Source organism: Legionella jamestowniensis (assembly GCF_001467745.1).
GTDB lineage: Bacteria > Pseudomonadota > Gammaproteobacteria > Legionellales > Legionellaceae > Tatlockia > Tatlockia jamestowniensis.
This window is the reverse complement of sequence record NZ_LNYG01000013.1, coordinates 2,206,455-2,230,007: the sequence shown is the minus strand read 5'-3', so window position 1 is coordinate 2,230,007 and position 23,553 is coordinate 2,206,455. Positions and strand designations below refer to the sequence as shown.

The window sequence follows — 23,553 nt, the reverse complement described above, 5'->3', positions numbered from 1 at the left end:
TTGCACTAACCTAGATTCACGGTTTCAGGCAAGATTTTCAATCCGACTTCATCTTTGCTAATTGCACAAAAACCAGGCATTAAACCGTTGGTCACACCGACAACCAAATGATGTTGTTCATCTTCCTTCGCAAGCATATCTTGCAGCATCAGATTAATTTTTGGAGAGGCAACCTGAATACTCCATAGACCTTCCTCTGGTTCTTTAATAGTTACGAATTGTGACATAGGCATTGGGATGCCCTGGGCATCGCGCCATCCAGCAAGGGCACCTCGTAATGCATCGGTTTCTTGTAAATTAACAGCATAAAAACCGCTCCCATCATTAAATTGACATAAAATACCAGTAAAAGGGTGGGGGGACGCTTGAGGTTTACTCACCCAGACTTGCCTAAACCAGGCTTTAGATGCGGTGACAAATTGTTCCGAGCCTCTCTGACCTGTTTGCAAGTGACCATTTAGACGACCCGTTTGATGAATTAACAAGTCAACACCTGGACGAAGATTTTGAACATTAGGTGTGCTTTGATCGGTTTTTAACATGTCTGCTTTAAAATTAAAGCCTTTCTTTTCCTTTGTCTTTATACCAAAAATCCAGCTATTCGTAATCGAATTAAATTGTAAAAAAGAATTGCCTACCCGCCAGTTACTAGCCTCAGGTTTTTCAATAACAGCATTACTTTCTTCAAACAATATGAGATTTTTGGTTTGACTATCAATAAGAGCCGCAACAGCATGAAATTCCGACTCTTTACGATGCATTTGAAAGTAGTAACTGTATCGTTCACCACTTTCATTTGTTACCGTGCCCGAAAATACCCAATCTGCCTGCGAGGCATTGAGTGAGTTCGCTTTAATTTCTACTTGTTCAGTTTCAGACCCCACTGTTTCTGCAATTGTATTAATGCTTCCTGCCAACAATGTAAAGAATAGAAACCACTGATACCCTCGTAATTTCATTTTATACGGCGCCTTGTAATTGTTTATGTGACCATAATGCTTGCCAAAATGTATCGTCTAACGTTGCCTCGACAGGTAAAAAATACCAGGAATTCATGGCAAAAGCTTGACATTTGACTGCATCTTTTTCTGTCATCACTACTATCTTTTCCCTGAATTGTAGTTCATGCGGCTGAAAACGGTGATGATCCGGAAAAGGGTATTTTTTAAATGAAATTCCAAGATTATGCAAGGTAGCAAAAAAACGTTGCGGATGGCCAATAGCAGCTACGGCGGCAACCGGTGTGGTAATTGCCTCTTTTTTAACTTCTTGGCCGGTCAAAATATTTGTTAGACAACCAGCCTCCAACGTCATTCTATAATTCTGGTCCTCTTCTCCTTCATTGATAACAATAAAATCAGCCTTTTGTAAGCGTTTTGATGGTTCACGTAAAGGACCTGCTGGTAGGCATAATTTATTCCCTAGTCCTCTTATGCCATCAATAACTACAATTTCGATCGCCCGCCCCATTGCATAATGTTGCAACCCGTCATCACTGATAATCACCTCGCTTTGATGGTTGGCCAACAGATACTGCACTGCCTCTGTGCGCCGAGGGGAGATAACCACAGGACAATTTGTTTTTTTGGCAATTAGCAAGGGTTCGTCCCCTGTCAACCATGCATCATCATTAGGATGAACTTCATAAGGAAATCGTTTTATCGAAGCTCCATAGCCACGACTGACAATACCCACGCGCAATCCTCTGGCTTGCATTTTTTTTGCCAGTGCAATCACTAAAGGTGTTTTGCCTACCCCCCCAACGGTTAAATTACCTACCACTATAATGGGTACAGGAAATTGCTGTTGACGAAAACGCAGCAGATAAACGCGTCGTATACTGATTACTAGTTTATAAAACTGCGCAAAAGGCCATAACAACCAGCGTAATGGATGTTTTCTATACCATAACCTATCGACTGCCAGGGAAAAATGATGTGTTTTTTTCATGGTGGGCTACGTGCATTAATCGAGGCTGCTAAGCAATTGCTTCATGTGCAATGCTTTGTTTTTGTGCCCCGTATAATTGAGTATAATAACCTTTCAGAGCAAGCAATTGCTGATGATTGCCTTGCTCAACGATTCTCCCCTCGTTCATTACGATGATTTTATCAGCACGTTTAATCGTAGAAAGCCTGTGCGCAATAACCAATGTAGTACGATTGTGTATTATTTGTTCTAACGCTGCCTGAATATATCGTTCAGACTCGCTGTCCAAAGCGGAAGTTGCCTCATCGAGAATTAAAATGGGCGCGTCTTTTAATATAGCCCTTGCAATAGCCAAACGTTGACGTTGCCCACCTGATAACAATACGCCATTTTCACCAATTTTAGTATCATACCCCATAGGCAAGCGTTGAATGAATTCATCGGCAAACGCTAATTTAGCCGCATGAATAATTTGCTCACGCGTCGCATGGGTACAACCATAAGCTATATTGTTCGCTAAGGTGTCATTGAACAAAGTAACATGCTGACTGACTAAAGCAATTTGGGCACGCAAACTGGCAAGGGACAAATTAGAAATAGATTCACCGTCTAACTTGATAGACCCCTTACTTAATTCATAAAATCGGGGCAAAAGGCTTGCTATTGTCGTTTTACCGCTTCCAGAATGCCCTACCAACGCAACGGTTTCTCCTGCGCCTATCGCAAAGCTCACCTCATGCAAAATTGTTTGTCCCTTGCGATAAGCATAACTGACCCTATCAAACTCAATTGCTCCCTTTACCCTGTGAGCCAGTATTTTACCTTGTTCATTTTCAATGGGTTGATCTAATAATTCAAACACACTTTCTGCCCCTGCTAAGCCGCGTTGTATGGTAGCGTTTAACGTGGTCAATGTTTTCATCGGCTTAATTAATTGCAACATCGCTGCAATAATTGCCAAAAATGAGCCAGCCGTAATAGTAATGACAGTCGCTAATTGAATCGCTGCAAAAATAATTGCTGCAATTCCAATCGCAATAACTATCTGCACCCCTGAAACATTGATGGCCTTGCTAACGGCAACTTTCATATCATTTTTACGGGAGGCTTCGGTTGCCTTGTTAAATTTATCAGTCTCATACTGAACACCACCAAAAATTCTTACGACGTGGTACCCATCAATCACTTCACTTGCAATTTCGGTGACTTCACTCATTGATTTTTGTACTTTGTGACTGCTGCGACGAACACGTTTGTTGGTATAGCTGACAATAAGACCTACAAAAGGAATGGTTAATAAGAACATGAGTGACAATTGCCAATTAATTACCATCATTACAATGAGCAAACCAATCACTAGGCAGGTATTTTGTACAAAATCAGTTAATGCATCTGCACTGACCTGCGCGACCTGCTCCACATCATAAAGAATTTTTGATAATAATTGCCCAGAGGTTGCTTCATCATAATAATCAGCGGGTAGTCGAATGATGTGGGCAAAAACGCGTTGTCGTAACACTTTGACCACTGACCTGGCTACCCAAGTCATGCAATAACTACCGGCCGAACTTACCAGTCCGCGGATAGTGACTCCCACGAGCACGATTAAAGGGATTTTTCGTACAAAAGTCATATCGACATCAATGAATCCTTTATCCAGGAAGGGGCGCAGCATGTACGTCAAACCTGCATCAATGCCAGAATAAAGAATATTTGCAAAAATACCTAGTAATAAAACAGGCCAAAAGGGTTTTACATAAGTCAACAATCGTCGATAGAGGGGACCTGTTTTACCGTGAAACGTTTTTTTCATGCGTCTGCAAAGGCTGGAATAGGAAAGAGCAAATTGTACTCTTAAATAGTAAACACGCCAACTAAGATTTAAAAAAAGAAGCAATGTCTAGCCTGAAAATGATTCAGGCCAGATGAAAATTAAGCACCTGGTGCAAACGCTGTTTTAATCTCAGCATCCACTGCGTTAACTTTATTCTTGGTGTCGGTATTCAGACGGAATAAAAATAAATCGCCTTTTACTGCCGCAGCAATCCCATAGCCGATGAATGCTGTGGATATAGCCGCAAGTATATTCAAAAGCAACTCGCCAACTTTTTTCATTTTTAAACCACGGAACTCTGAGATTTCGGTTATTTTATCGTTTGATAAAATGTCTTTAGCCTGGTCTTGATATTGCTTGTCATCTATAGTTCCAGAGACATAATTTCTATTAAGCTGGCTTAAACTATCAATAATCGCTTGAACTTCGCGGACCGCTTTTGTCGTGTCTTCTTTATAATGTTGAATATCTTCTATTTTCTCCTCGAGATACTTTAATTTCTCAACTATCTTGCTTAATTTGTTTTCCCGCTCTGGATTAAATGTTAATTCTTCTACAGGTGGAAGACTGGCAGGATGGGGAATCTCACTTCCAGGGGAAGATTTTTCAGGCTGAATACTTTGAGCAGGTTCTAAAAATTGCCTTCTTATTTGACCATACAGGGAAATAATTTGTTGGTCTAATGCTTCTATCTGTTTTTTATGATTTTCCGACAATTCAACTTTTTCATGCGATTCGATTTGACGTTGATAGTGCGATGAGATAGTTGCAAGAGATTGTTTAGAATCACAAGTCTTAAGTTTCGTAATTAAAGCTGACTTTAGTAATCTAAGCTGATGGAAGTAGACACCCTCTGCAATTTGACGGTCTGCCTCGGCAAGGGCAGCTTTATTTTTAGCGCTTAATTCCCCTTTTAATTTAATCTTGCTTATTTCCCCATCAACTTGGCTTTTTTTATGTTGCCAGACCTGCATGGAAAAAGATTCTTTATTAAGCAAATTTAATAGGCTCTGTTTTTGATCAAGAACCTTCCGAGTGTACTCATTCCCGTTACTTTTCTTAGGCATTGGAGACTCCATGGTGGCAAAATTAGAACAACGTGTATTTTACTGTATCTTTAGATTACAGAAGACACAAAAAGGTGTAAAAATAAATGACACTAGTGTAAATTTTTTTGGATCTCCTGTCCATATAAAATGCAGGGTGATAATAATGGAGACTCGTGCTCTACAAATTCAGACTTCTTATCAACGCAGAAATTAATTCAGGGCCTTGATAGATTAAACCGGTATAAACTTGCAATAACGAAGCACCAGCCTGTAATTTGTCCTTCGCTACTTCAGGTTTATCAATACCTCCCACTCCAATTAAAGTTATTTCATTACCTACAACTTCCTTGAGCAACCGAAGGCAATAGGTAGAGCGTTCAGCCAATGGACGCCCACTTAAACCACCCTGTTCACTACCATGGGGCAAGTGTTTAACCGTTTCCCGCATACAGGTAGTATTGGTCGCAATAATGCCTGTAATTTGCTTTTGCAATAAAATGTCAGCCATTTGCTTTAAAGTTTCATCGCTTTCATCTGGGGAGAGTTTTACCACTAAAGGGACAAACCGTTGATACTTGTCGACTAACCGCTGTTGCTCTTCGACTAACTGCCCTAATAACTGGCTTAAAAATTTATCTTGTTGTAACAAGCGTAAATCCGGCGTATTTGGCGAAGAAATATTGATGGTGACATAAGAAGCATAGGGATAAACTTTACGAAGGCAAAGCACATAGTCTTCACTCGCCCTTGCTAATGCTGTGTCTTTATTTTTACCAATATTAATGCCTAATATGCCTTTATAATTTGCTTTTTTAACATTGGTTACCAGCGCATCCACCCCATGATTATTGAATCCCATACGATTAATTAATGCCTGCGCTTGGGGTAGGCGAAATAAACGGGGTTTGGGATTTCCTGATTGCGGACGTGGGGTGACTGTGCCAATTTCAATAAAGGAAAACCCAAGTTTGCTTAAAGCCTCTAGATATTCGCCATTTTTGTCTAAACCCGCCGCAAGTCCAATGGCATGGGGAAAGGTCATCCCCAACGCATTAACAGGTTGCCCTTTTTCTTGTTTAAACCAACATTTTGGTAGCCAATTTAATAGTGACAAGGTTAGATGGTGGGCTTTTTCGGCATCCATTTGCAACAGAAAGGGTCGAATGAGTGAATACATAATTAATTACACAGCTAAGGTAACAAAATTTAGGGGTGAATAATAACTTATGTTTTATCCATGACAAAATTCTAGCCGGAGCTACTAAATCTTTTACGCATCTCTGCTTACGCCACACGGCTTTGTCCGCGGGGCCCAGTGTTTTGGCGCAGCATTTCTGGATCCCGCGGACAAAGCCGCGGGACGTCGGGAAACACGGTAGTCTGGTTGACACTTTAGCGACAACCGGGTTTTCCTTATAGTCATTCCTGTGATTCTGAGTTAAAGTTAAATTTTTAGTTTGGATAGAAGTGTTTACAACTATAGGATACAGGGCATGCAAAGCATCCTTAAGATAGGTATATCTCTTGGACTATGTTTTTTAGTATCCTGTCGCATCGCCCTACCCCCACACAAACAAGTAGAGCATTTAAAAGCAACACCGCAAATTAATCAGGCAGTACAAACAAAACTTAAGGACAAGAAAATATTTAAAGCGGGAAACTGGCCTAATAAACGTTGGTGGCTTGCTTATAATTCACCGGAATTAAATTGTTTAATCCAGGATGCTCTATCAGAAAGCCCCTCTCTTCAGGAAGTCAGAAGCCGCGTGCAAGTGGCCAAGCAAGAAGCCCTTGTCACCCGTTCTGCCCTTTTCCCGTTACTTTTTTTTGATGCAACAGAAAACAGGCAATACTTAAGTAAAAATGGTTTGTATCGAGCCTTAAATCATAACCTTCCTCTTAGCGTCACCCTTTTGGATTTATCATTATCCTTTACCTACGATTTCGATTTTTGGGGACAGAATCATAATCTTTTCTATGAGGCCATTGGAAAAGTAAAAGCGCAACAAGCTGAGGCTGCTGAAGTTCGTTTATTAATTACAACAGCCCTTGCACAAGCTTATTTTGCCTATCAGGTAAATCTTGTCAAAAAACAATTTTATGAACAATTGGTTACAGTTCGAAGCAACATTGTTAATTTACAAAATATCATGCTTAAGAAAGGTCTTGCCGATGAGTTGCCTGCTTATGCTGCAGAAGAGAATTTATTAGAGGCAAAAAAATTACTCAGTAGCATCCAGGAAGAAATAGCTGTCGACAAACATCTAGTCAATGTGCTGGCCGGGCGCAATCCCGAAGCTCCTTTATCCCTTCACCCTAAATTGCCGGGCCTACCTCGACAATTGCAAATACCTCAAACCATTTCGTTGGATCTTATAGCCCGCCGACCTGATCTAATGGCGCAAATATGGCGAGCTAAAGCCTTGGCCTACAAAACAGGCGCGGCGATGGCCGACTATTTGCCGAATGTGAACCTGACTGGTCTAGTGGGTTTGGAAAGTACCAGTTGGAAAAAACTGTTGCAGGGTTCAAGTTTTACTGCCGCACTTCGACCTGCCATTCATTTACCCATTTTTACGGCCGGGGCTATCAAAGCGAATATTAAAGCTACCAAGGCAGAATTTGATGCAGCAATCTTCGCTTACAATGCATTATTGTTACGAAGTACTCAAGAGGTTCTTGATACACTTGATTTTGCACAACGTGTTTATCAACAAAAAAGGGAACAAATTGGCATTCTTAATTCGACGAATAAACGCTATAACCTTACGGTGTTACGTGAACGTGAAGGTTTAGATAGCGGCTTTAATATTTATAATTTACAAGAGGAACTGATTGAAAAAAAACTGGTTAATCTTGGCTTGCTTTACAACCAGTATTTAGCATCCATTAAATTAATCAAAGCATTAGGCGGTGGTTACTGTCAGGTTAATGTTCCCTTAGAGAGGCAGTCATGAACAGAAAAAATTCTGCCTACTATTTCTCGATAATCGTTTTAATTTTACTATTGCTTCTTTTTATTTACTGGTTTTTTATCTGGCGCTGGCAAGTCTACACCAACGATGCTTATGTGCAGGGAAACCAGGTCCATATTAATGCGTTACGCAGAGGCTTTGTAACTGGAATTTACACGGATGACAGTTTTTTGGTTAAAAAAGGTCAATTGCTTGTTACCCTGGATGAAACGGATTCGAAAATTGCCCTGGAAAAAGCCAAGGCAAAATTAGCACTCACCGTTCGCGAAGTTTGCCAAGCCTTTCATGATGTTTTTCGTCTTAGGGCTGATATTGATGTTAAACGGGCTGAGCATTTGAAAGCAAAACAAAATTATCAGCATCGCGCAGGTGTAATCAAAGCACGAGGTATTTCGCTTGAAGATTATCAAAATGCGGCTGACGATTTAAAAGCCAGTCTTGCAGCCTTAAAAAGTACTAAAAATAACTACCAAAAAACACTCGCTTTTGTGCAAGGAAGCTCTATTACACAACACCCTTTAATCCAACAAGCAGCGCAGGAAGTGAGAGAGGCTTGGGTACAACTTTATCGTTGTAAAATTTATTCCCCTGTTGAAGGGCTTATTGCCCAACGGACAATTCAGGTAGGCATGTGGGTAAGACCCCATCGCCCACTGATGTCTGTTATTCCGCTTGAGCAGATGTGGGTTAATGCAAATTATAAAGAAACGCAAGTCAAGCATATTCGTATTGGTCAAGACGTTGCTATTACTTCAGACTTGTATGGAAGATCCGTTGTTTTTCACGGTAAAATTGTAGGCCTACCAGGCGCGGCAGGTAATGCCTTTGCACTCTTGCCCCCTGAAAATTTATCCGGAAACTGGATTAAAATTGTTCAGCGACTTCCTGTCCGTGTGGCGTTAAACACCGATGAATTAAAACAATACCCCTTGCGAATTGGTCTGTCATTGGAAGCCACCACTAATATTTCAACGCAAGATGGGCTACTGGTTCCTACTTCCTTTGGTGGACCTTCTTACACAACCACTATTTTTGACAAGGAAGAAACAGGTGATAAAGACCTCATTGCCGCTATTATTGCTAAAAATATTGATCCCGATTTAAAAGCTTATGCACACAATCCTTTAAATCTCAAAGCCATTTCGATTGCTGGAGTTAAACCTTGATGACTTTGGGTATTTTGATTCTATCGCTTGCAGCAGTCATTTTTAATCTCACCTTGCCTATTATGGCAGGTATTTACATCGTTGGTGATTTAGGAAGTAGCACTTTTTTAAGTGTATATGGTGTTAGCTTTTTTTGTATTGGAAATGCTTTAAGTGTTCCTTTTGGAAAACCTTGCATGACCAAGCTAAGTGCGGTGCAGTTATATCTTATCTGCCTAAGTTTAATGCTTGTTTTTTCCTTACTCTGTGCAACCTCCCAAGATTATTTTCACTTTTGTTTATTTCGTTTTTTGGAAGGACTGGCCTCAGGCCCTTTGTACTTGATCATTACTGGCACATTGATACCCTATGTCTGTCCTCCAGAAAAACAAACAAAATTATTGTCATTTTTATACGTGGTTTTTACCTTTACTCCTGTCATAGGAGCGAGCTGGGGAGGCTGGATTGCCTACTCTAATCATTGGCGGCTGCTTTTTCTTAGTAATATCCCACTTTGTTTGTTTCTAATAATTTACATGGGCTTTAGGTTTAGAGCATTTCATCGACCGCCTGAAAAAGCACTCTTCGATACCGTGGGTTATATTTCCTATTTTATCAGCATTTTTTTCATTAGCAGTGCCTTAATCACTGGACAAGAACTGGATTGGTTTCGTTCTCCATTGATTAGTTTTTTACTGGTTTTTGGAAGTTTAACGCTTATCTTTTTTATCCTGTACAGTCTTAGCGCCCTACATCCTGTCATTGATTTTTCATTATTGAAGAATTTTTATTTTGCCTTCGCAATGCTGCATATTGCTTTATTATTTGCCATTTATTTTGGCATGGTCGTGTTGCTTTCTTTGTGGCTTAAACTCTACATAAACTATACACCTAATTGGATTGCTATTATCATTGGCACGATGGGGTTTGGCGCGTGGGTGCCTGTTTTTTTGAACCATAAACAATTTGATCCAAGACTACCCCTAACTATAGCCTTGCTATTTTTTGCAGTGTCCTGCTTTTATACCAGTTCTTTTAATGTGGAAATTAATTTTGCCCGTGTTGCTTATTCCCGTTTTTTGGCAGGGATAGGACTTATGTTATTTTTACCGCCCCTTTTTAGGCTTTCAGTACAAATGTACCCCCAAAGACTAAGTGAATCAGCCAATTTCTTTCATATTGTAAGACTAATCAGCTGTGGCCTTGGCGCTTCCTTGTTTGTTATTTTATGGCATCGTCGGCAGGTTTTTTATTACGAGCGATTAGGTGAGAATTTGACGGAATTCTCGCAAAGAACAACGGACTTTTTAAATCGAGCTCAACAATTCCACATGGAAGGAAAGAAGGCTTTTGCTCAACTAAGTGCCCTATTAACGCGTCAGGCTACCGCCTTAGCCCTTGATGACTGCTTTTACTTAATGGGATGGCTAAGCGTGTTTTTGGCAATAAGCGTCCTTTTCACATACTTTCCCCTGCGCCTAAGACCAAACATTTTAACAGCGTAGAAAATAACTCCGAGGTTCTCTATGACCGACGAATACAGTCGGGCGATGCGACAAAATACCCACCTCGACAGCATCTATACTTTATTATCAAGCTCACATTGTTGTGCCCAAACTCGCAGCATGGCATTTCCACTAGGTTGCAAATGGTAGGCAACCTCCCTGACCTCTGCTCCAAAATTTTCCTGCTGTAATCCAAGAAGAACGGGGCCTAAAAATGGGGAAGGTTGATTGTGGCGATCAATAAGCGGAAAGATTCTCACTTCTTTAGCAACCCGTGCCAATTCTTTAATCACTTTTAAATGAAACTCAACGTCTTGATCATCCAAATCTGCAAATAAATAATGTGAACTCAAAGCAAAATCAAAGGAAAAGTTATCAAAAGGCAAAGCATAATCATTAATACCATAATAGCGTTTTTCTTTTTTTCCCTGTTCATAGTCTGCAAAAAATTGTTTCATCCCTTCACGTCTTTTATGGATTAGAGCTTGAGGAGAGCCATAAAAACTAAAATCAAATTTATCTTGATCACGAATTACCCGCTCTACCATATCTGCAAAAATCAAATCTACTTTGCTATAAAGCGTATCTTTATCAAGCATGAATAAAGGGTCAGCACTAATAATCTGCCGAGATTGTTTAGTGAGTTCAACATTGACGGCACTCGGCCCACAACCATATTCTAAAATACGAGCATTTTTATCCGTGTCAGTCAGATGAAACATTTCCTGGTATTCATCAGCATGATGTCCCCAAAGCACAAGTTTACGCATGAATACCTCCTGTTATTAGCAACGACAAGTTTAATATCGCAGAACTTGATCTCAGTTTAGTAGCAGTTTAGCACGAAGCCTCTTGCAACTTGAATTCGATTGGGTATAGTCTAGCCTATTTGCTTAAGTAACGGGAAGTCAATCTATGTATACCGGCCTACAACACCAGCTTGGTGAAACTTATGATCTTCTAAGGGATAGCGTTTACCAATTTGCAGTGAAGGAAATTGCTCCAATAGCTTCTCAAATTGATGCTGAGAACACCTTTCCTAATCATTTGTGGCGCAAATTAGGAGAAATGGGCTTACTGGGCATTACCGTTAGTGAAGAATACGGTGGAGCCAACATGGGTTATCTTGCCCATGTCATCGCCATGGAAGAAATTTCCCGAGCTTCTGCTTCCGTTGGTTTAAGTTATGGTGCTCACTCCAATCTTTGTGTTAATCAGATTTATTTAAACGGCAATAGCAGGCAAAAACACAATTATTTGCCTAAACTAATTAGTGGAGAACACATCGGCGCTTTAGCGATGAGTGAATCCAACTCAGGTTCTGATGTTGTTAGCATGCAATTAAATGCTCGTACTGAAGGGGATAAATTTATCCTTAATGGTACGAAGATGTGGATAACCAATGGTCCGGATGCCGATGTTTTGGTGGTGTATGCAAAAACCGATAAACAGGCTGGCAGCAAGGGCATCACTGCTTTTATTATCGAGAAAGGATTCAAGGGTTTTCGTACCGCGCAAAAACTTGATAAGCTGGGTATGCGTGGCTCCAATACCTGTGAACTTGTATTTGAGCATTGCGAAGTTCCTGCAGAAAACGTGTTGGGTGAAATGAATAAAGGCGTGAAAGTTTTAATGAGTGGGCTTGATTACGAGCGCACAGTGCTGGCAGCAGGTCCGATTGGTATCATGCAAGCTTGTATGGACATTGTTCTTCCCTACGTCCATGAACGTAAGCAATTTAATCAGCCAATAGGTGAGTTTCAATTTATCCAAGGTAAACTGGCTGATATGTATACTGAGTTAAGTGCCTCAAGGGCTTATCTTTATTCAGTCGCTCGTGCTTGTGATCAAGGTATGGTTAGTCGCAAGGATGCCGCTGGTGCAATTTTGTACACTGCAGAAAGAGCAACGCAAATGGCTTTACAAGCCATTCAGATTTTGGGTGGCAATGGATATATTAATGAGTATCCTGCTGGCCGTTTACTACGGGATGCCAAGTTGTATGAAATTGGCGCTGGTACCTCTGAAATCAGGCGTATGCTAATTGGACGTGAACTTTTTAATGAAACTGCATAAGGAAAAGAAAACATGGAACAGAATGATATTGTAATTGTTGCTGCAAAAAGAACACCTATGGGCGCTATGTTGGGCTCACTGTCGGGTTTATCTGCTCCAGAATTAGGCGCTGTGGCTCATCGTGCCGCCATGGAACAAGCGGGTGTTTCTCCTGCAGATATTGATGAAGTCATTAGTGGTTGCGTTTTACAGGCTGGCATAGGTCAAGCGCCAGCTCGCCAAGCAGCAATTTATGCAGGAATTCCCAACTCCGCAGGTGCCACGACTGTTAACAAAATGTGTGGTTCAGGCATGAAAGCAATCATGTTGGCACATGATTTAATTAAAGTGGGTTCTGCCAATGTGGTGTTGGCAAGTGGTATGGAGAGCATGAGTAATGCCCCTTATTTGTTAAGCAAAGCGCGGGCTGGCTATCGATTGGGGCATGGTGAAATGAAAGACCACATGTTTCTTGATGGTTTGGAAGATGCCTATGATCGCGGTCAATTGATGGGTTGTTTTGCTGAAGCAACGGCTACTCATTTCAACTTTAGCCGCCAGCAACAAGATGACTATGCCATCCGCTCTCTAACACGTGCCATAAAGGCCCAACAAGAACATGCTTTTGAAGAAGAAATTGTGCCTGTAACTATCGCTGACCGTAAAGGTGATATCGTTGTTAACAAAGACGAAGGACCTGATGAAAGTAAACTGGCGAAAATCCCTCAACTTCGACCCGCATTTAAAGCTGACGGGACAGTAACGGCTGCAAATTCAAGCTCAATTTCAGACGGTGCTGCTTCTCTTATATTAATGACGGCTGCTAATGCAAAAAAACTAGGTATCAAACCCTTGGCGCGCATTGTCGCCCATGCAAGTCATGCACAAGCACCTCAATGGTTTACTACCGCTCCTGTTGATGCGATTCGCAAAGTATTAAATAAAGCCAATTGGCGTCCTAACGATGTTGATTTATATGAAATCAATGAAGCCTTTGCCGTAGTAGCCATGGCGGCCATCACTCAACTTGAGCTGAATGATGAGGTGGTCAATGTGCATGGTGGTGCTTGTGCTTTAGGTCATCCGATTGGTGCTTCTGGTGCCCGTATTATCGTTACTCTCATGCATGCTTTGAAACAACGTCAAAAAGTGCGTGGTGTTGCTGCCCTGTGTATCGGTGGTGGTGAGGCAACTGCAATGGCTATTGAAATGCTGTAAGCAAATATGCATACTGGCGAATTGATAAGGTAACAGCCGTTTATCCATTAATCACTTGTTGTAGTGAGGCTTACTCGCTCACAACAAGTGAATTTATTTTACCAATAACAATAATTTAGGATGTCCATGCTTAGACAAAGTCTCATTTACCTGATGTTAAGCATTCTGGTTGTAGTTTTTGCGAAATTCGCCCATATGCTTATTGTTTACATCGATATGCTCTACGCTTACATTAATGTTAAATTAACGCCCATTTTTAGTTATAGTGGTTTAGGTCTTACCATTCGAAAAACACTTTTGTTGGTGTTTATTCCCGTTATCATTGCAGCAATCCCTGCATTAACTTATCGATTGGTGAAAGGTAAAGATATGCCTCATCTTATCGAATTAACCTGGTGTTTATGGCTCGTCATTGTGCTCAGTAATATTTTAATCCGCTGAGAGGTAGTATGAGCAAAATTATTAGTCAGATAAATCCTGGCAGCAGTGAATTCAAACAAAATGAAGCCGCCATGCAATCCCTGGTTATTGAGTTACAATCAACCATTAAAAAAATTGCACAAGGTGGCGATGAAAAGGCACGTCAAAGACATTTAAAACACGGCAAGCTGCTACCTCGTGAGCGCTTACAACAATTGTTAGATCCAGGAAGTCCCTTTCTGGAACTGTCACAGTTAGCCGCTTATCAAGTTTATGAGGACTATGTCCCTGCAGCTGGAATTATTACCGGTATCGGTTATGTTGCTGGTACTGAGTGCATAATAGTGGTTAATGATGCCACAGTAAAAGGGGGAACCTACTACCCACTTACCGTTAAAAAACATTTACGCGCACAAGAAATTGCCAAAACCAATCATCTACCCTGTATTTATCTCGTCGACTCAGGAGGTGCATTCTTGCCCCAGCAAGATGAAGTATTCCCTGATAGGGATCATTTTGGGCGAATTTTTTATAATCAAGCCACCCTGTCCGCAGCTAATATTCCGCAAATTGCGGTCGTCATGGGTTCTTGCACAGCAGGTGGCGCCTATGTTCCTGCCATGGCTGACGAATCAATTATGGTGCAAAAGCAGGCAACCATTTTCTTAGGCGGCCCTCCTCTGGTTAAAGCAGCCACAGGAGAAGTGATTTCCGCCGAAGAGCTGGGAGGTGCCGATGTGCATTGTCGACACTCTGGAGTAGCTGATCATTATGCCGAAAATGATGCCCACGCCCTGCACCTGGCCCGTGTAGCAGTCAGTCATTTAAATCGCCGCAAACCTGAATCACTCTGCAGGATCTTAAGTCGTGAACCGGCGTATGATACGAAAGAATTAAATGGGATTGTGCCTGTCGATCCACGCAAGCCCTATGATATTCGGGAAATTATTGCTCGCATTGTTGACGCCTCTGAATTCGATGAATTTAAAGCCCTTTATGGCACCACGCTAGTTTGTGGCTTTGCCCATCTTTTTGGCTATCCTATTGGTATTATTGCTAACAATGGCATTTTATTTGGCGAAAGTGCTCTTAAAGGAGCGCATTTTATCGAGCTTTGCACTCAACGAAAAATACCTTTGCTGTTTCTGCAAAACATCACCGGCTTTATGGTAGGTAGTAAATATGAAGCAGCGGGTATTGCTAAACATGGTGCGAAAATGGTCACTGCTGTAGCGAATGCCAATGTCCCTAAATTTACCGTGATTGTAGGCGGGAGTTTTGGTGCAGGCAATTATGCAATGTGTGGACGTGCGTATGCTCCTCGTTTTCTATGGTCATGGCCCAATGCACGGATTTCCGTCATGGGGGGCGAACAAGCTGCCAATGTTCTTGCGCAAGTGAACCGCGATAAACATAGTAAGCAGGGCACAACTTGGCCTGCAGACGAAGAGGAAGCATTTAAGGCGGAATTACGGGCACAGTATGAAACTCAGGGTAATCCTTATTATGCTAGTGCCCGATTATGGGATGATGGTGTTATCGCTCCTGAAGATACCCGTAAAGTTCTTGGCTTAAGCCTATCTGCAGCGTTAAATTCTCCAATTGGATCCACGCAATTTGGTGTATTTCGCATGTAAGAGAGAGTAGCTCAAAAGGAGAGGACTCGTGAATGATGATTTATTACTAACTGAATTACAAAATCAGATTTTTATTCTTACTTTAAATCGTATCGATAAACACAATGCTTTTGACGATCATCTATTAGCAATATTACAACACAAGCTTGATGAAGCAATAAGTAATCCCCAAGTACGCATTATTCTGTTGAAAGCTAATGGACGCCATTTTTCAGCAGGAGCCGATTTAAACTGGATGCAACGCATGGCGCAATTTAACGAAGACGAAAATCTTCGTGATGCGATGGTTTTGGCACGGGTAATGTATACACTCAATACCAGTCCTAAGCCTACTATTGCCGTAGTACAAGGTGCTGCGTTTGGTGGTGGAGCAGGACTTGCAGCCGCCTGTGATGTGACCATTGCCGCAAGCACTGCCCGCTTTTGTTTCTCGGAAGTCAAACTTGGCTTAATTCCCGCTGTTATAAGTCCTTACGTGATTAAGGCTGTTGGTGAGCGCGCGGCCAAATGGCTATTTATGACTGCTGAAACGTTTGATGCAGAGCAAGCCAAACAGTTAGGATTGGTACATTATGCAGTCGAAGAGAATGAGTTATCGGCGTTTAGTTTAAATTGTGCTGAGCAAATGACTAGACTTGCGCCACTGGCTGTCCGGGATTGTAAACGTCTCGTTGATATGGTTGCCAATAAAGAAATTAACGAGGAATTGTTAAACCTTACAGCCGCCCTCATTGCTAAAAAACGGGTTTCAGCGGAGGGACAGCAAGGTTTGCATGCTTTTCTTAACAAAGAAACACCTCACTGGAACTAGGACTTTCGATGTTTAACAAGATCTTAATTGCCAATCGCGGAGAAATTGCCTGCCGCATTATACAAACCTGTCGGAAGATGGGCATTCACTCGGTGGCGATTTATTCTACTGCAGATAAAGACAGCCGCCATGTTCAACTCGCTGACAGTGCTTTTTGTGTAGGCGAGGCTGCTGCAAAAGCCAGTTATCTCAATATTGAAGCCATCATTAAGGTTGCTATTGCCAACGATGCACAAGCAATTCACCCAGGGTATGGTTTTTTATCAGAAAACCCTCTTTTCGCCAAAGCCTGTGAAGAAGCGGGCATTGTTTTTATCGGCCCCTCTGTTTCTGCGATGGAAGCCATGGCATCCAAACAACTGGCGAAGCAATTGCTCGAAAAAACAGCCGTTCCTTTAACTCCTGGTTATCATGGCAGTGAACAAACCGATGAGCGCTTGTTAATTGAGGCACGCCGCATCGGCTTTCCTGTACTTTTAAAAGCGGCCAGCGGCGGTGGCGGCAAAGGAATGCGTGCTGTTCATAAAGAAAGTGAGTTTGCCCAAGCCTTGGCTGGAGCACGTCGGGAAGCGATGGCTAGTTTTGCCGATGATACGATGTTAATCGAAAAACTGATTTTAAACCCTCGTCATGTCGAAGTGCAAATCATGGCTGATAATCATGGGCAAGTGGTACATCTTTTCGAACGTGACTGTTCTATTCAACGCCGTCATCAAAAAATAATTGAAGAAGCCCCTGCCCCGAATTTACCAGATTCCCTGCGTCAGGGGCTTGCAGAAGCCGCTTGCGAAGTCGCCCGTTCGATACATTACCGCGGCGCAGGGACCGTAGAATTTCTTGTAGAGGGCGAGACGCATTTTTATTTCATGGAAATGAACACCCGTCTGCAAGTGGAACATCCTGTCACAGAAATGATAACCGGCTTTGACTTAGTGGCCTGGCAGTTAAAAATTGCAGCCAATGAGCCCTTGCCTTATTTGCAGAATAACATTTTCGCAAAAGGCCATGCTATTGAATGCCGGATTTATGCAGAAGATCCACATCAGGGATTTATTCCCTCTATTGGCCAGTTGCATTTTTTGCAAGAACCCCAGGGCGAGGGTATCCGCGTAGATAGCGGTGTTATCGTTAACTCAGCCATTACAATGCATTATGATCCAATGATTGCTAAACTGATTGCCTTCGGAGAAAATCGGGAAGAGGCCTTACAACGCTTACAAAGGGCATTAGAAAACTATGCCATCGGCGGGGTGAAAACCAATATTTCCTTTCTACAGGCCATTTGCAATCATCCACGGTTTGTACAAGCTAATTTAAGCACTGACTTTCTGTCTCAGGAAGTGATCCTTTTACCAACACCCGACGCCGAACTGGCATTATTAATGGCAGTCAGTTTTGATTACTTGTCATTAATACATCAAGAAAAAGATTCCTTGTATCGTGAAAACTTTGCATGGCAAATGCACTTATCCAGTTATTGGTATTGGCGTTATATCATTGAGGACAGGCAAGAAGAGCTTAAAGTTATTCCGCTTGATAACTTCTCCTTCAAATTATTTCTTCACGACAAAGAATTTTGTTTGCGACCCAAATTGCTTAAAGCCAATGTGCTAGCGCTTGATGACGGCAACCAAACTCAAATTGCCCTAGTCGACAATCAAAAGCAAGCACTTACTTTTTATTTAAAAGAAGGCCCTGTTTCAGTGGAGCGTTTCAGCTGGCAAAGCCTCGATGCAAAGACAACTAAAGGACAACTCACCGCCCCCATGCCTGCGACTATAGTTGCCATTTTAAAAAATATCGGCGATAAAGTGAAAGAAGGTGATAGTTTGATTGTTTTAGAAGCCATGAAAATGGAACACACCATCCATGCACCTCGTGACGGGATACTTACTGAATTATTTTATGAGGTCGGGGCTCAGGTGAATGAAGGCGCTGAATTGTTAGCTCTTAAAGACTGATAGGACAACCATGAACTATCCGAAAAAAGTTACGATAGTTGAAGTAGGACCGCGCGATGGACTACAAAATGAATCCGCTTTCGTACCTACTGAGATTAAAATTAAATTGGTTAACTTACTAAGTCAAAGTGGTTTACGTCATATCGAAGTGACTAGTTTTGTTTCTGCAAAAGCGATTCCCCAACTCGCGGATAACGAAAGCGTGTTTCACGCGATTGACAAGCCTACAGCTGTTCATTTTTCTGCCCTCGTTCCCAATGAGCGCGGTATGCTTAAAGCGCTTGAAATCGGGGTAAAAGAAATTGCAGTTTTTACCGCGGCCAGCGAATCGTTTAATCAACGGAATATCAATTGTTCCATTGCTGAAAGCATTCGTCGTTTCGAACCGGTCATTGAGCTTGCAAAACTTAATAATATTCGAGTAAGAGCGTATGTATCTTGTGTACTCGGTTGCCCTTACGAAGGTACAATAACACCACAACAAGTCGCTGAAGTAACACAGCAATTACTAGCTTTGAAAGTCGATGAAATTTGCCTTGGAGATACAATCGGTGTGGGTACTCCTCGCCAAACAAAAGCGGTGATTGAAGAGGTTTTGAGATTCTTGCCATTGTCACAATTGGCGATGCATTTTCATGATACCTATGGTCAGGCTGTTGCCAATATTTTTGCTTCCTTGGAATGTGGGGTTGAGCGCTTTGACAGTGCCATTGCTGGATTAGGTGGATGTCCTTATGCACGAGGCGCCACAGGTAATGTCGCTACTGAAGATGTGTTATATCTGATGCATGGGCTTGGCATTGAAACAGGTGTGGATATTTTTAAAATCGTGTCCGCAGGTGATATGATTTGTAAAGCGCTTGGTAAAAAGAACCAATCGAAGGTCGCCAATGCTTTGTTGGCTAATCAAACTTAGCTAAGATAAATTCTCGGAAAGGATTATTTGAACACCGCCCTACTTAACGCACACCGCAGTAGCCCGGTTGCTTGCAACCGGGCTAAATTGCCACCTAAATCATGAACTCCCCTTCGGCCCGTCATAACCCCTTCCAGAGTTTGGAGAGTTAGAATAGACATCTTCATGGCTGCAAGCAGCTACGGTACTAAATTTTATTCCAAGATTTCTGCGCATAGACTATTCTTGATCGTTACTAATGGTGATATCTTTAACCACATTTTTATTAGCCAGGATCATAAGATGGCCAACAATCAATTAAAAATAGGATTAGTACAGGAAAAATGGCGTGAAAACCCACAAGAGCATCAAGCCCACCTTGCTGCAGGAATCTTATCAGCAGCGGAGCAAGGGGCGCAAATCGTCTGCTTGCAAGAGCTAACCCTCTCCCCTTATTTTTGCACCCGCCATGACGTGGATAGTACTCCTTATAAAGAAGATATTCATACAGGTCCAACTGCACGTTTTGTCAGTTTCATGGCAAAAAAAGCCAAAGTAAGTATTACGGCTTCGCTTTTTGAAAAAGCAGGTTATAACACGGCAATTGCTTTTAACGAGCACGGTGAGTTGGTTGCAATTACTCGCAAACAGCATATTCCCAGCGGTGAAAAATACCATGAGGATTATTACTTTAAACCAGGCGATTCCAATTATCCTATACACACTTTAGCTGGCCATCGGATAGGGCTACCAACTTGCTACGATCAATGGTTCCCAGAATTATCACGCATTTATGGCCTCAAAGGGGCTGAGATTTTGGTTTACCCTACAGCCATTGGTGGCGAGCCCACAGCGCCCGGCTTTGATAGCCAACCGATGTGGCAAAAAGTGATGGTTGCCCAGGGTATTATGAGCAATACATTTATTGTGGCCGTGAACCGTATTGGCTGCGAAGATGGCCTGGAATTTTACGGCAGCAGTTTTATTAGTACGCCTATGGGCGAAATTTTAGTGCAAGCACCACGTCATGAACCTGCAGTGTTAGTAACAGAGTTGGATTTTACTCAACGTGAACTTTGGGGTCGGTTATTCCCTTTTCCCAGGCAACGTCAACCTGAAACCTATCAGGAACTGTTAAAACCCTACCAAGCAAATGCGGAAATCTCTAATGATTAATAAAGCATTGTCCGATGACAATTTATACAACATCGCCCACTGGGGTGAAGGTTATTTTACTGTTAATTCACGCGGTAACATTGAAGTTCGCAAAAACTCAGAAAGTGTTGGGGTGGAATTACAAGCCATAGTAAATAGCGCTTCTCGTGCAGGATTGCAGTTACCATTGTTAATTCGTTTCACAGACATTTTACATGACAGGGTGGTAAAGCTTAACCAAGCGTTTGAAGAAGCCATTGCCGAGAACGATTACCGTGGAACCTATAAATTGGTTTATCCTATTAAAGTCAATCAAGAATCCAGTGTCGTCAGGGAACTTTTAAAAGCACCACAATATTCTGTCGGCCTTGAAGCGGGCAGTAAACCTGAATTGATGGCGGTCATCGGCTTACTTGGACAAACGCCTTCAACGATTGTCTGTAATGGGTATAAAGACAGCTCTTATATTCGCATTGCATTAATAGCACAGCAAATGGGGCATGAGGTTTTCATTGTTATTGAAAAACGCTCCGAACTGGACATTATTTTAAAAGAAGCAGCACGCCTTAATATTAAACCTAAAATTGGCGTACGCATTCGCCTCGTCACCAAAGGCGCAGGTAAATGGGAAAACACGGGCGGTGCAAAATCCAAATTTGGCCTAAATGCCGAACAAGTACTCGATTTAATCACACAGTTAAAAGCCCATAACTCGTTAGACTCACTACAGTTAATGCATTGTCACTTAGGCTCACAAATTGCAAATATCGGGGATATTCGTCGTTGCATGCAAGAGGTTGGCCGTTATTATATAGAACTGCGGCGCTTGCATGCCCCTATCACTACAATTGATGTAGGCGGCGGTTTAGGGGTGGATTATGAGGGTACCCACTCTACCACTGACTGCTCAATGAATTATTCCATTAAAGAATATGCCACTAATATTTTATTGGCTATTCGTCCATTGTGCGAAGAAGCGAGCATGCCAGAGCCTAATTTAATCTCTGAATCAGGCCGAGCATTAACAGCACATCACGCCGTATTGGTCACTAATATCACTGATGTAGAAGTGGTCAAACGAACTCGCGAATTACCTTCTATTGAACCTGATGAATCACATGTCATTCGTGACATCTGGAATACCTATCAAACAATGGCAGAAAATTCACCCAGTGAAATTTACAATTACGCCGCCTTAGCACTCGAAGAGGCAAATTCTTTGTTTCTACATGGCGTGATTAGTCTTGAGGAAAAAGCAAAAGTTGAGCAAATTTTTACAGCCATTTGCTTTGTTATTGAACAACACCTGGATAAGAACAATCCGGGGGATAAAGAATTATTAAATACCCTCTGTGAGCGCATGGCTGCAAAGTTTTTTTGCAATCTTTCGTTTTTCCAATCATTGCCGGATGCTTGGGCCATTGGCCAGATTTTTCCAGTTGCCCCCATCTCACATCTGCATGAAAAACCTTGTATCAATAGTATTCTTCAAGATTTGACTTGTGATTCTGATGGGACGATTAAAAAATATACCGGCAGTGACGCCATCAATACCACGCTGATGTTACCGCCTTATGATCCACAAAATCCTTATGCACTTGCCTTCTTTTTAGTGGGTGCTTACCAGGAAATTTTAGGAAATTTACACAATTTATTTGGTGACACAAACTCCCTTGATGTCAAACTGCTGGGCGATGGTCAATTTGAAATCACTGATCTTATCAGTGGTGATACGGTAACCAATGTATTAAATTACGCTCATTTTGATACAAAAAGGCTTTTATTATCTTACGAAAAACAATTAATCCAGGCAGAACTGCCAAAAGAACAAATCCAAAGTTATCTTAATGAGCTACGAAGTATTTTTAGTCAATTAACTTACCTGGATAGTAATAAAGGATAATTATGAGTACCCCTAAAGAAGCCCATTTTAAAATGCCTGCTGAATGGCACCCGCATGCAGCGTGCTGGATGGCATGGCCTTGTCATGAAGAAACCTGGGCGACAATTGGTTTTGAACGCGCAAGGCGGGCTTACGCACGTGTTGCCCAAACAATTGCTCAATATGAGCCGGTGATGATGCTGGCCAACCCCGGTGATGAAGAGTTAGCCAGGCAATATTGTGGTGAAAAAATTCGCATTATAACGTTACCTTTGAATGACTCTTGGACAAGGGATACAGGCCCTACTTTTCTAATTAACGATCAGCATGAATTAGCTGGCATTGACTGGATACATAATGCCTGGGGTGGCAATTACCAGGATTGTTCTTTAGATAATTTAATAGCATCAGCAGTTATTAACCAAACTCAAGCCCGCTATTTTAATGTACCATTGGTGATGGAGGGTGGTTCTTTTCACGTTGATGGTGAAGGAACCGTACTTACTACTCGGGAATGCTTACTCAATCCAAATCGCAACCCGCAGCTGTCACAAACTGAAATTGAAACTTATCTTTTTAACTATCTCAATGCAAACAAAATCATTTGGTTGAATAAAGGACTGGTTGGGGATGAAACCAATGGACATATAGATGAAATTGCCTGCTTTGTTGCGCCAGGTAAAGTATTAGCACTGATAACGCATGATAAAAGCGATGCGAACTATGATATTTTACACGAAAATTTAGAACTATTAAAAACAACCACGGATGCCAAAGGTAGGAAGCTTGAGGTTTTTACCGTTGAACAACCTCCAGCAACCTATCTGGCTGAAGAAAGGCTAACTCTGTCCTATATTAATTTTTACTTAGCCAATAAAGGAATAGTGATGCCAGCTTTTGGGCATCCCAAAGAGGATGAAGCTGCCTTTGAATTATTTACTCAGCTTTTTCCGAATTATCACATTTCACAAATTGACGCGCTGGATGTATTTGCCGGAGGGGGCGGAATTCACTGTATTACCCAGCAGCAGCCGTTAACTTCGTTAAACGTTCAATCCCTGTAATTTAAACACGTGTTTTAA

19 protein-coding genes are annotated in these 23,553 nt (G+C 41.8%); 13 read left to right on the top strand and 6 right to left on the bottom strand.

Annotated features, from left to right (window positions below):
- Positions 1-5: 5 nt before the first annotated feature.
- From Ljam_RS14330 to Ljam_RS14310, 5 genes are all read right to left on the bottom strand, one after another.
- Positions 6-959 carry a hypothetical protein gene (locus Ljam_RS14330; RefSeq protein ID WP_058450662.1) on the bottom strand — a complete coding sequence of 318 codons (954 nt, stop codon included), beginning with the start codon at positions 957-959 and terminating at the stop codon, positions 6-8.
- Between the two features lies 1 nt (position 960).
- Positions 961-1,950, bottom strand: coding sequence for a tetraacyldisaccharide 4'-kinase (gene lpxK, locus Ljam_RS14325; RefSeq protein ID WP_058450661.1), 990 nt, complete (start codon positions 1,948-1,950; stop codon positions 961-963).
- A 28-nt stretch (positions 1,951-1,978) separates the two neighbouring features.
- Positions 1,979-3,742 carry a lipid A export permease/ATP-binding protein MsbA gene (gene msbA, locus Ljam_RS14320; RefSeq protein ID WP_058450842.1) on the bottom strand — a complete coding sequence of 588 codons (1,764 nt, stop codon included), beginning with the start codon at positions 3,740-3,742 and terminating at the stop codon, positions 1,979-1,981.
- 119 nt (positions 3,743-3,861) lie between these two features.
- Complete coding sequence (locus Ljam_RS14315) at positions 3,862-4,830, bottom strand: hypothetical protein (protein WP_058450660.1); 969 nt, start codon at positions 4,828-4,830, stop codon at positions 3,862-3,864.
- Positions 4,831-4,990: 160 nt separating this feature from the next.
- Positions 4,991-5,989, bottom strand: coding sequence for a quinone-dependent dihydroorotate dehydrogenase (locus tag Ljam_RS14310; RefSeq protein WP_058450659.1), 999 nt, complete (start codon positions 5,987-5,989; stop codon positions 4,991-4,993).
- A gap of 316 nt (positions 5,990-6,305) precedes the next feature.
- Between Ljam_RS14310 and Ljam_RS14305 the strand changes: the two genes are divergently transcribed.
- From Ljam_RS14305 to Ljam_RS14295, 3 genes are read left to right on the top strand one after another with little or no spacing between them, the layout of a single operon-like run.
- Entirely contained in the window at positions 6,306-7,769 is a 1,464-nt protein-coding gene (locus Ljam_RS14305) for an efflux transporter outer membrane subunit (RefSeq protein ID WP_058450658.1), read from the top strand.
- Positions 7,766-8,953 (top strand): HlyD/EmrA/EmrK family protein, encoded by a 1,188-nt coding sequence (locus tag Ljam_RS14300; RefSeq protein ID WP_058450657.1) that lies wholly within the window; start codon positions 7,766-7,768, stop codon positions 8,951-8,953. The genes Ljam_RS14305 and Ljam_RS14300 overlap by 4 nt, the downstream gene beginning before the upstream one ends.
- Positions 8,953-10,437, top strand: a complete 1,485-nt coding sequence (locus tag Ljam_RS14295; protein WP_058450656.1) for an MFS transporter — start codon at positions 8,953-8,955, stop codon at positions 10,435-10,437. Before Ljam_RS14300 ends, Ljam_RS14295 begins: the two co-directional genes overlap by 1 nt.
- A gap of 74 nt (positions 10,438-10,511) precedes the next feature.
- Here Ljam_RS14295 and Ljam_RS14290 read toward each other — a convergent pair whose 3' ends face one another.
- Positions 10,512-11,207, bottom strand: coding sequence for a class I SAM-dependent methyltransferase (locus Ljam_RS14290; protein WP_058450655.1), 696 nt, complete (start codon positions 11,205-11,207; stop codon positions 10,512-10,514).
- A gap of 145 nt (positions 11,208-11,352) precedes the next feature.
- Between Ljam_RS14290 and Ljam_RS14285 the strand changes: the two genes are divergently transcribed.
- The 10 genes from Ljam_RS14285 to Ljam_RS14240 all read left to right on the top strand — a co-directional run bounded on the left by Ljam_RS14285 (position 11,353) and on the right by Ljam_RS14240 (position 23,535).
- The gene (locus Ljam_RS14285; protein WP_058450654.1) at positions 11,353-12,513 is read left to right on the top strand and encodes an isovaleryl-CoA dehydrogenase; all 1,161 of its coding nucleotides are present in this window, start codon (positions 11,353-11,355) and stop codon (positions 12,511-12,513) included.
- Positions 12,514-12,525: 12 nt separating this feature from the next.
- Positions 12,526-13,710, top strand: a complete 1,185-nt coding sequence (locus Ljam_RS14280; RefSeq protein WP_058450653.1) for a thiolase family protein — start codon at positions 12,526-12,528, stop codon at positions 13,708-13,710.
- Positions 13,711-13,836: 126 nt separating this feature from the next.
- Positions 13,837-14,151, top strand: coding sequence for a hypothetical protein (locus Ljam_RS14275; protein ID WP_058450652.1), 315 nt, complete (start codon positions 13,837-13,839; stop codon positions 14,149-14,151).
- A gap of 8 nt (positions 14,152-14,159) precedes the next feature.
- Positions 14,160-15,767: a carboxyl transferase domain-containing protein gene (locus tag Ljam_RS14270; RefSeq protein WP_058450651.1), complete on the top strand. Its 1,608-nt coding sequence runs from the start codon at positions 14,160-14,162 to the stop codon at positions 15,765-15,767.
- Between the two features lie 28 nt (positions 15,768-15,795).
- Positions 15,796-16,578 (top strand): enoyl-CoA hydratase-related protein, encoded by a 783-nt coding sequence (locus Ljam_RS14265; RefSeq protein WP_058450650.1) that lies wholly within the window; start codon positions 15,796-15,798, stop codon positions 16,576-16,578.
- 8 nt (positions 16,579-16,586) lie between these two features.
- A complete protein-coding gene (locus Ljam_RS14260) occupies positions 16,587-18,539 on the top strand; it encodes an acetyl-CoA carboxylase biotin carboxylase subunit (protein ID WP_058450649.1) in 1,953 nt (650 codons plus the stop codon).
- Positions 18,540-18,549: 10 nt separating this feature from the next.
- Positions 18,550-19,455, top strand: coding sequence for a hydroxymethylglutaryl-CoA lyase (locus tag Ljam_RS14255; protein WP_058450648.1), 906 nt, complete (start codon positions 18,550-18,552; stop codon positions 19,453-19,455).
- Between the two features lie 282 nt (positions 19,456-19,737).
- Positions 19,738-20,610 (top strand): carbon-nitrogen hydrolase, encoded by an 873-nt coding sequence (locus Ljam_RS14250; RefSeq protein ID WP_058450841.1) that lies wholly within the window; start codon positions 19,738-19,740, stop codon positions 20,608-20,610.
- Positions 20,603-22,492 (top strand): biosynthetic arginine decarboxylase, encoded by a 1,890-nt coding sequence (gene speA / locus Ljam_RS14245; protein WP_058450647.1) that lies wholly within the window; start codon positions 20,603-20,605, stop codon positions 22,490-22,492. The genes Ljam_RS14250 and speA overlap by 8 nt, the downstream gene beginning before the upstream one ends.
- On the top strand, positions 22,489-23,535 hold the full coding sequence (locus Ljam_RS14240) for an agmatine deiminase family protein (RefSeq protein ID WP_177203745.1): 1,047 nt from the start codon (positions 22,489-22,491) through the stop codon (positions 23,533-23,535). Before speA ends, Ljam_RS14240 begins: the two co-directional genes overlap by 4 nt.
- The last annotated feature ends 18 nt before the right edge of the window (positions 23,536-23,553 follow it).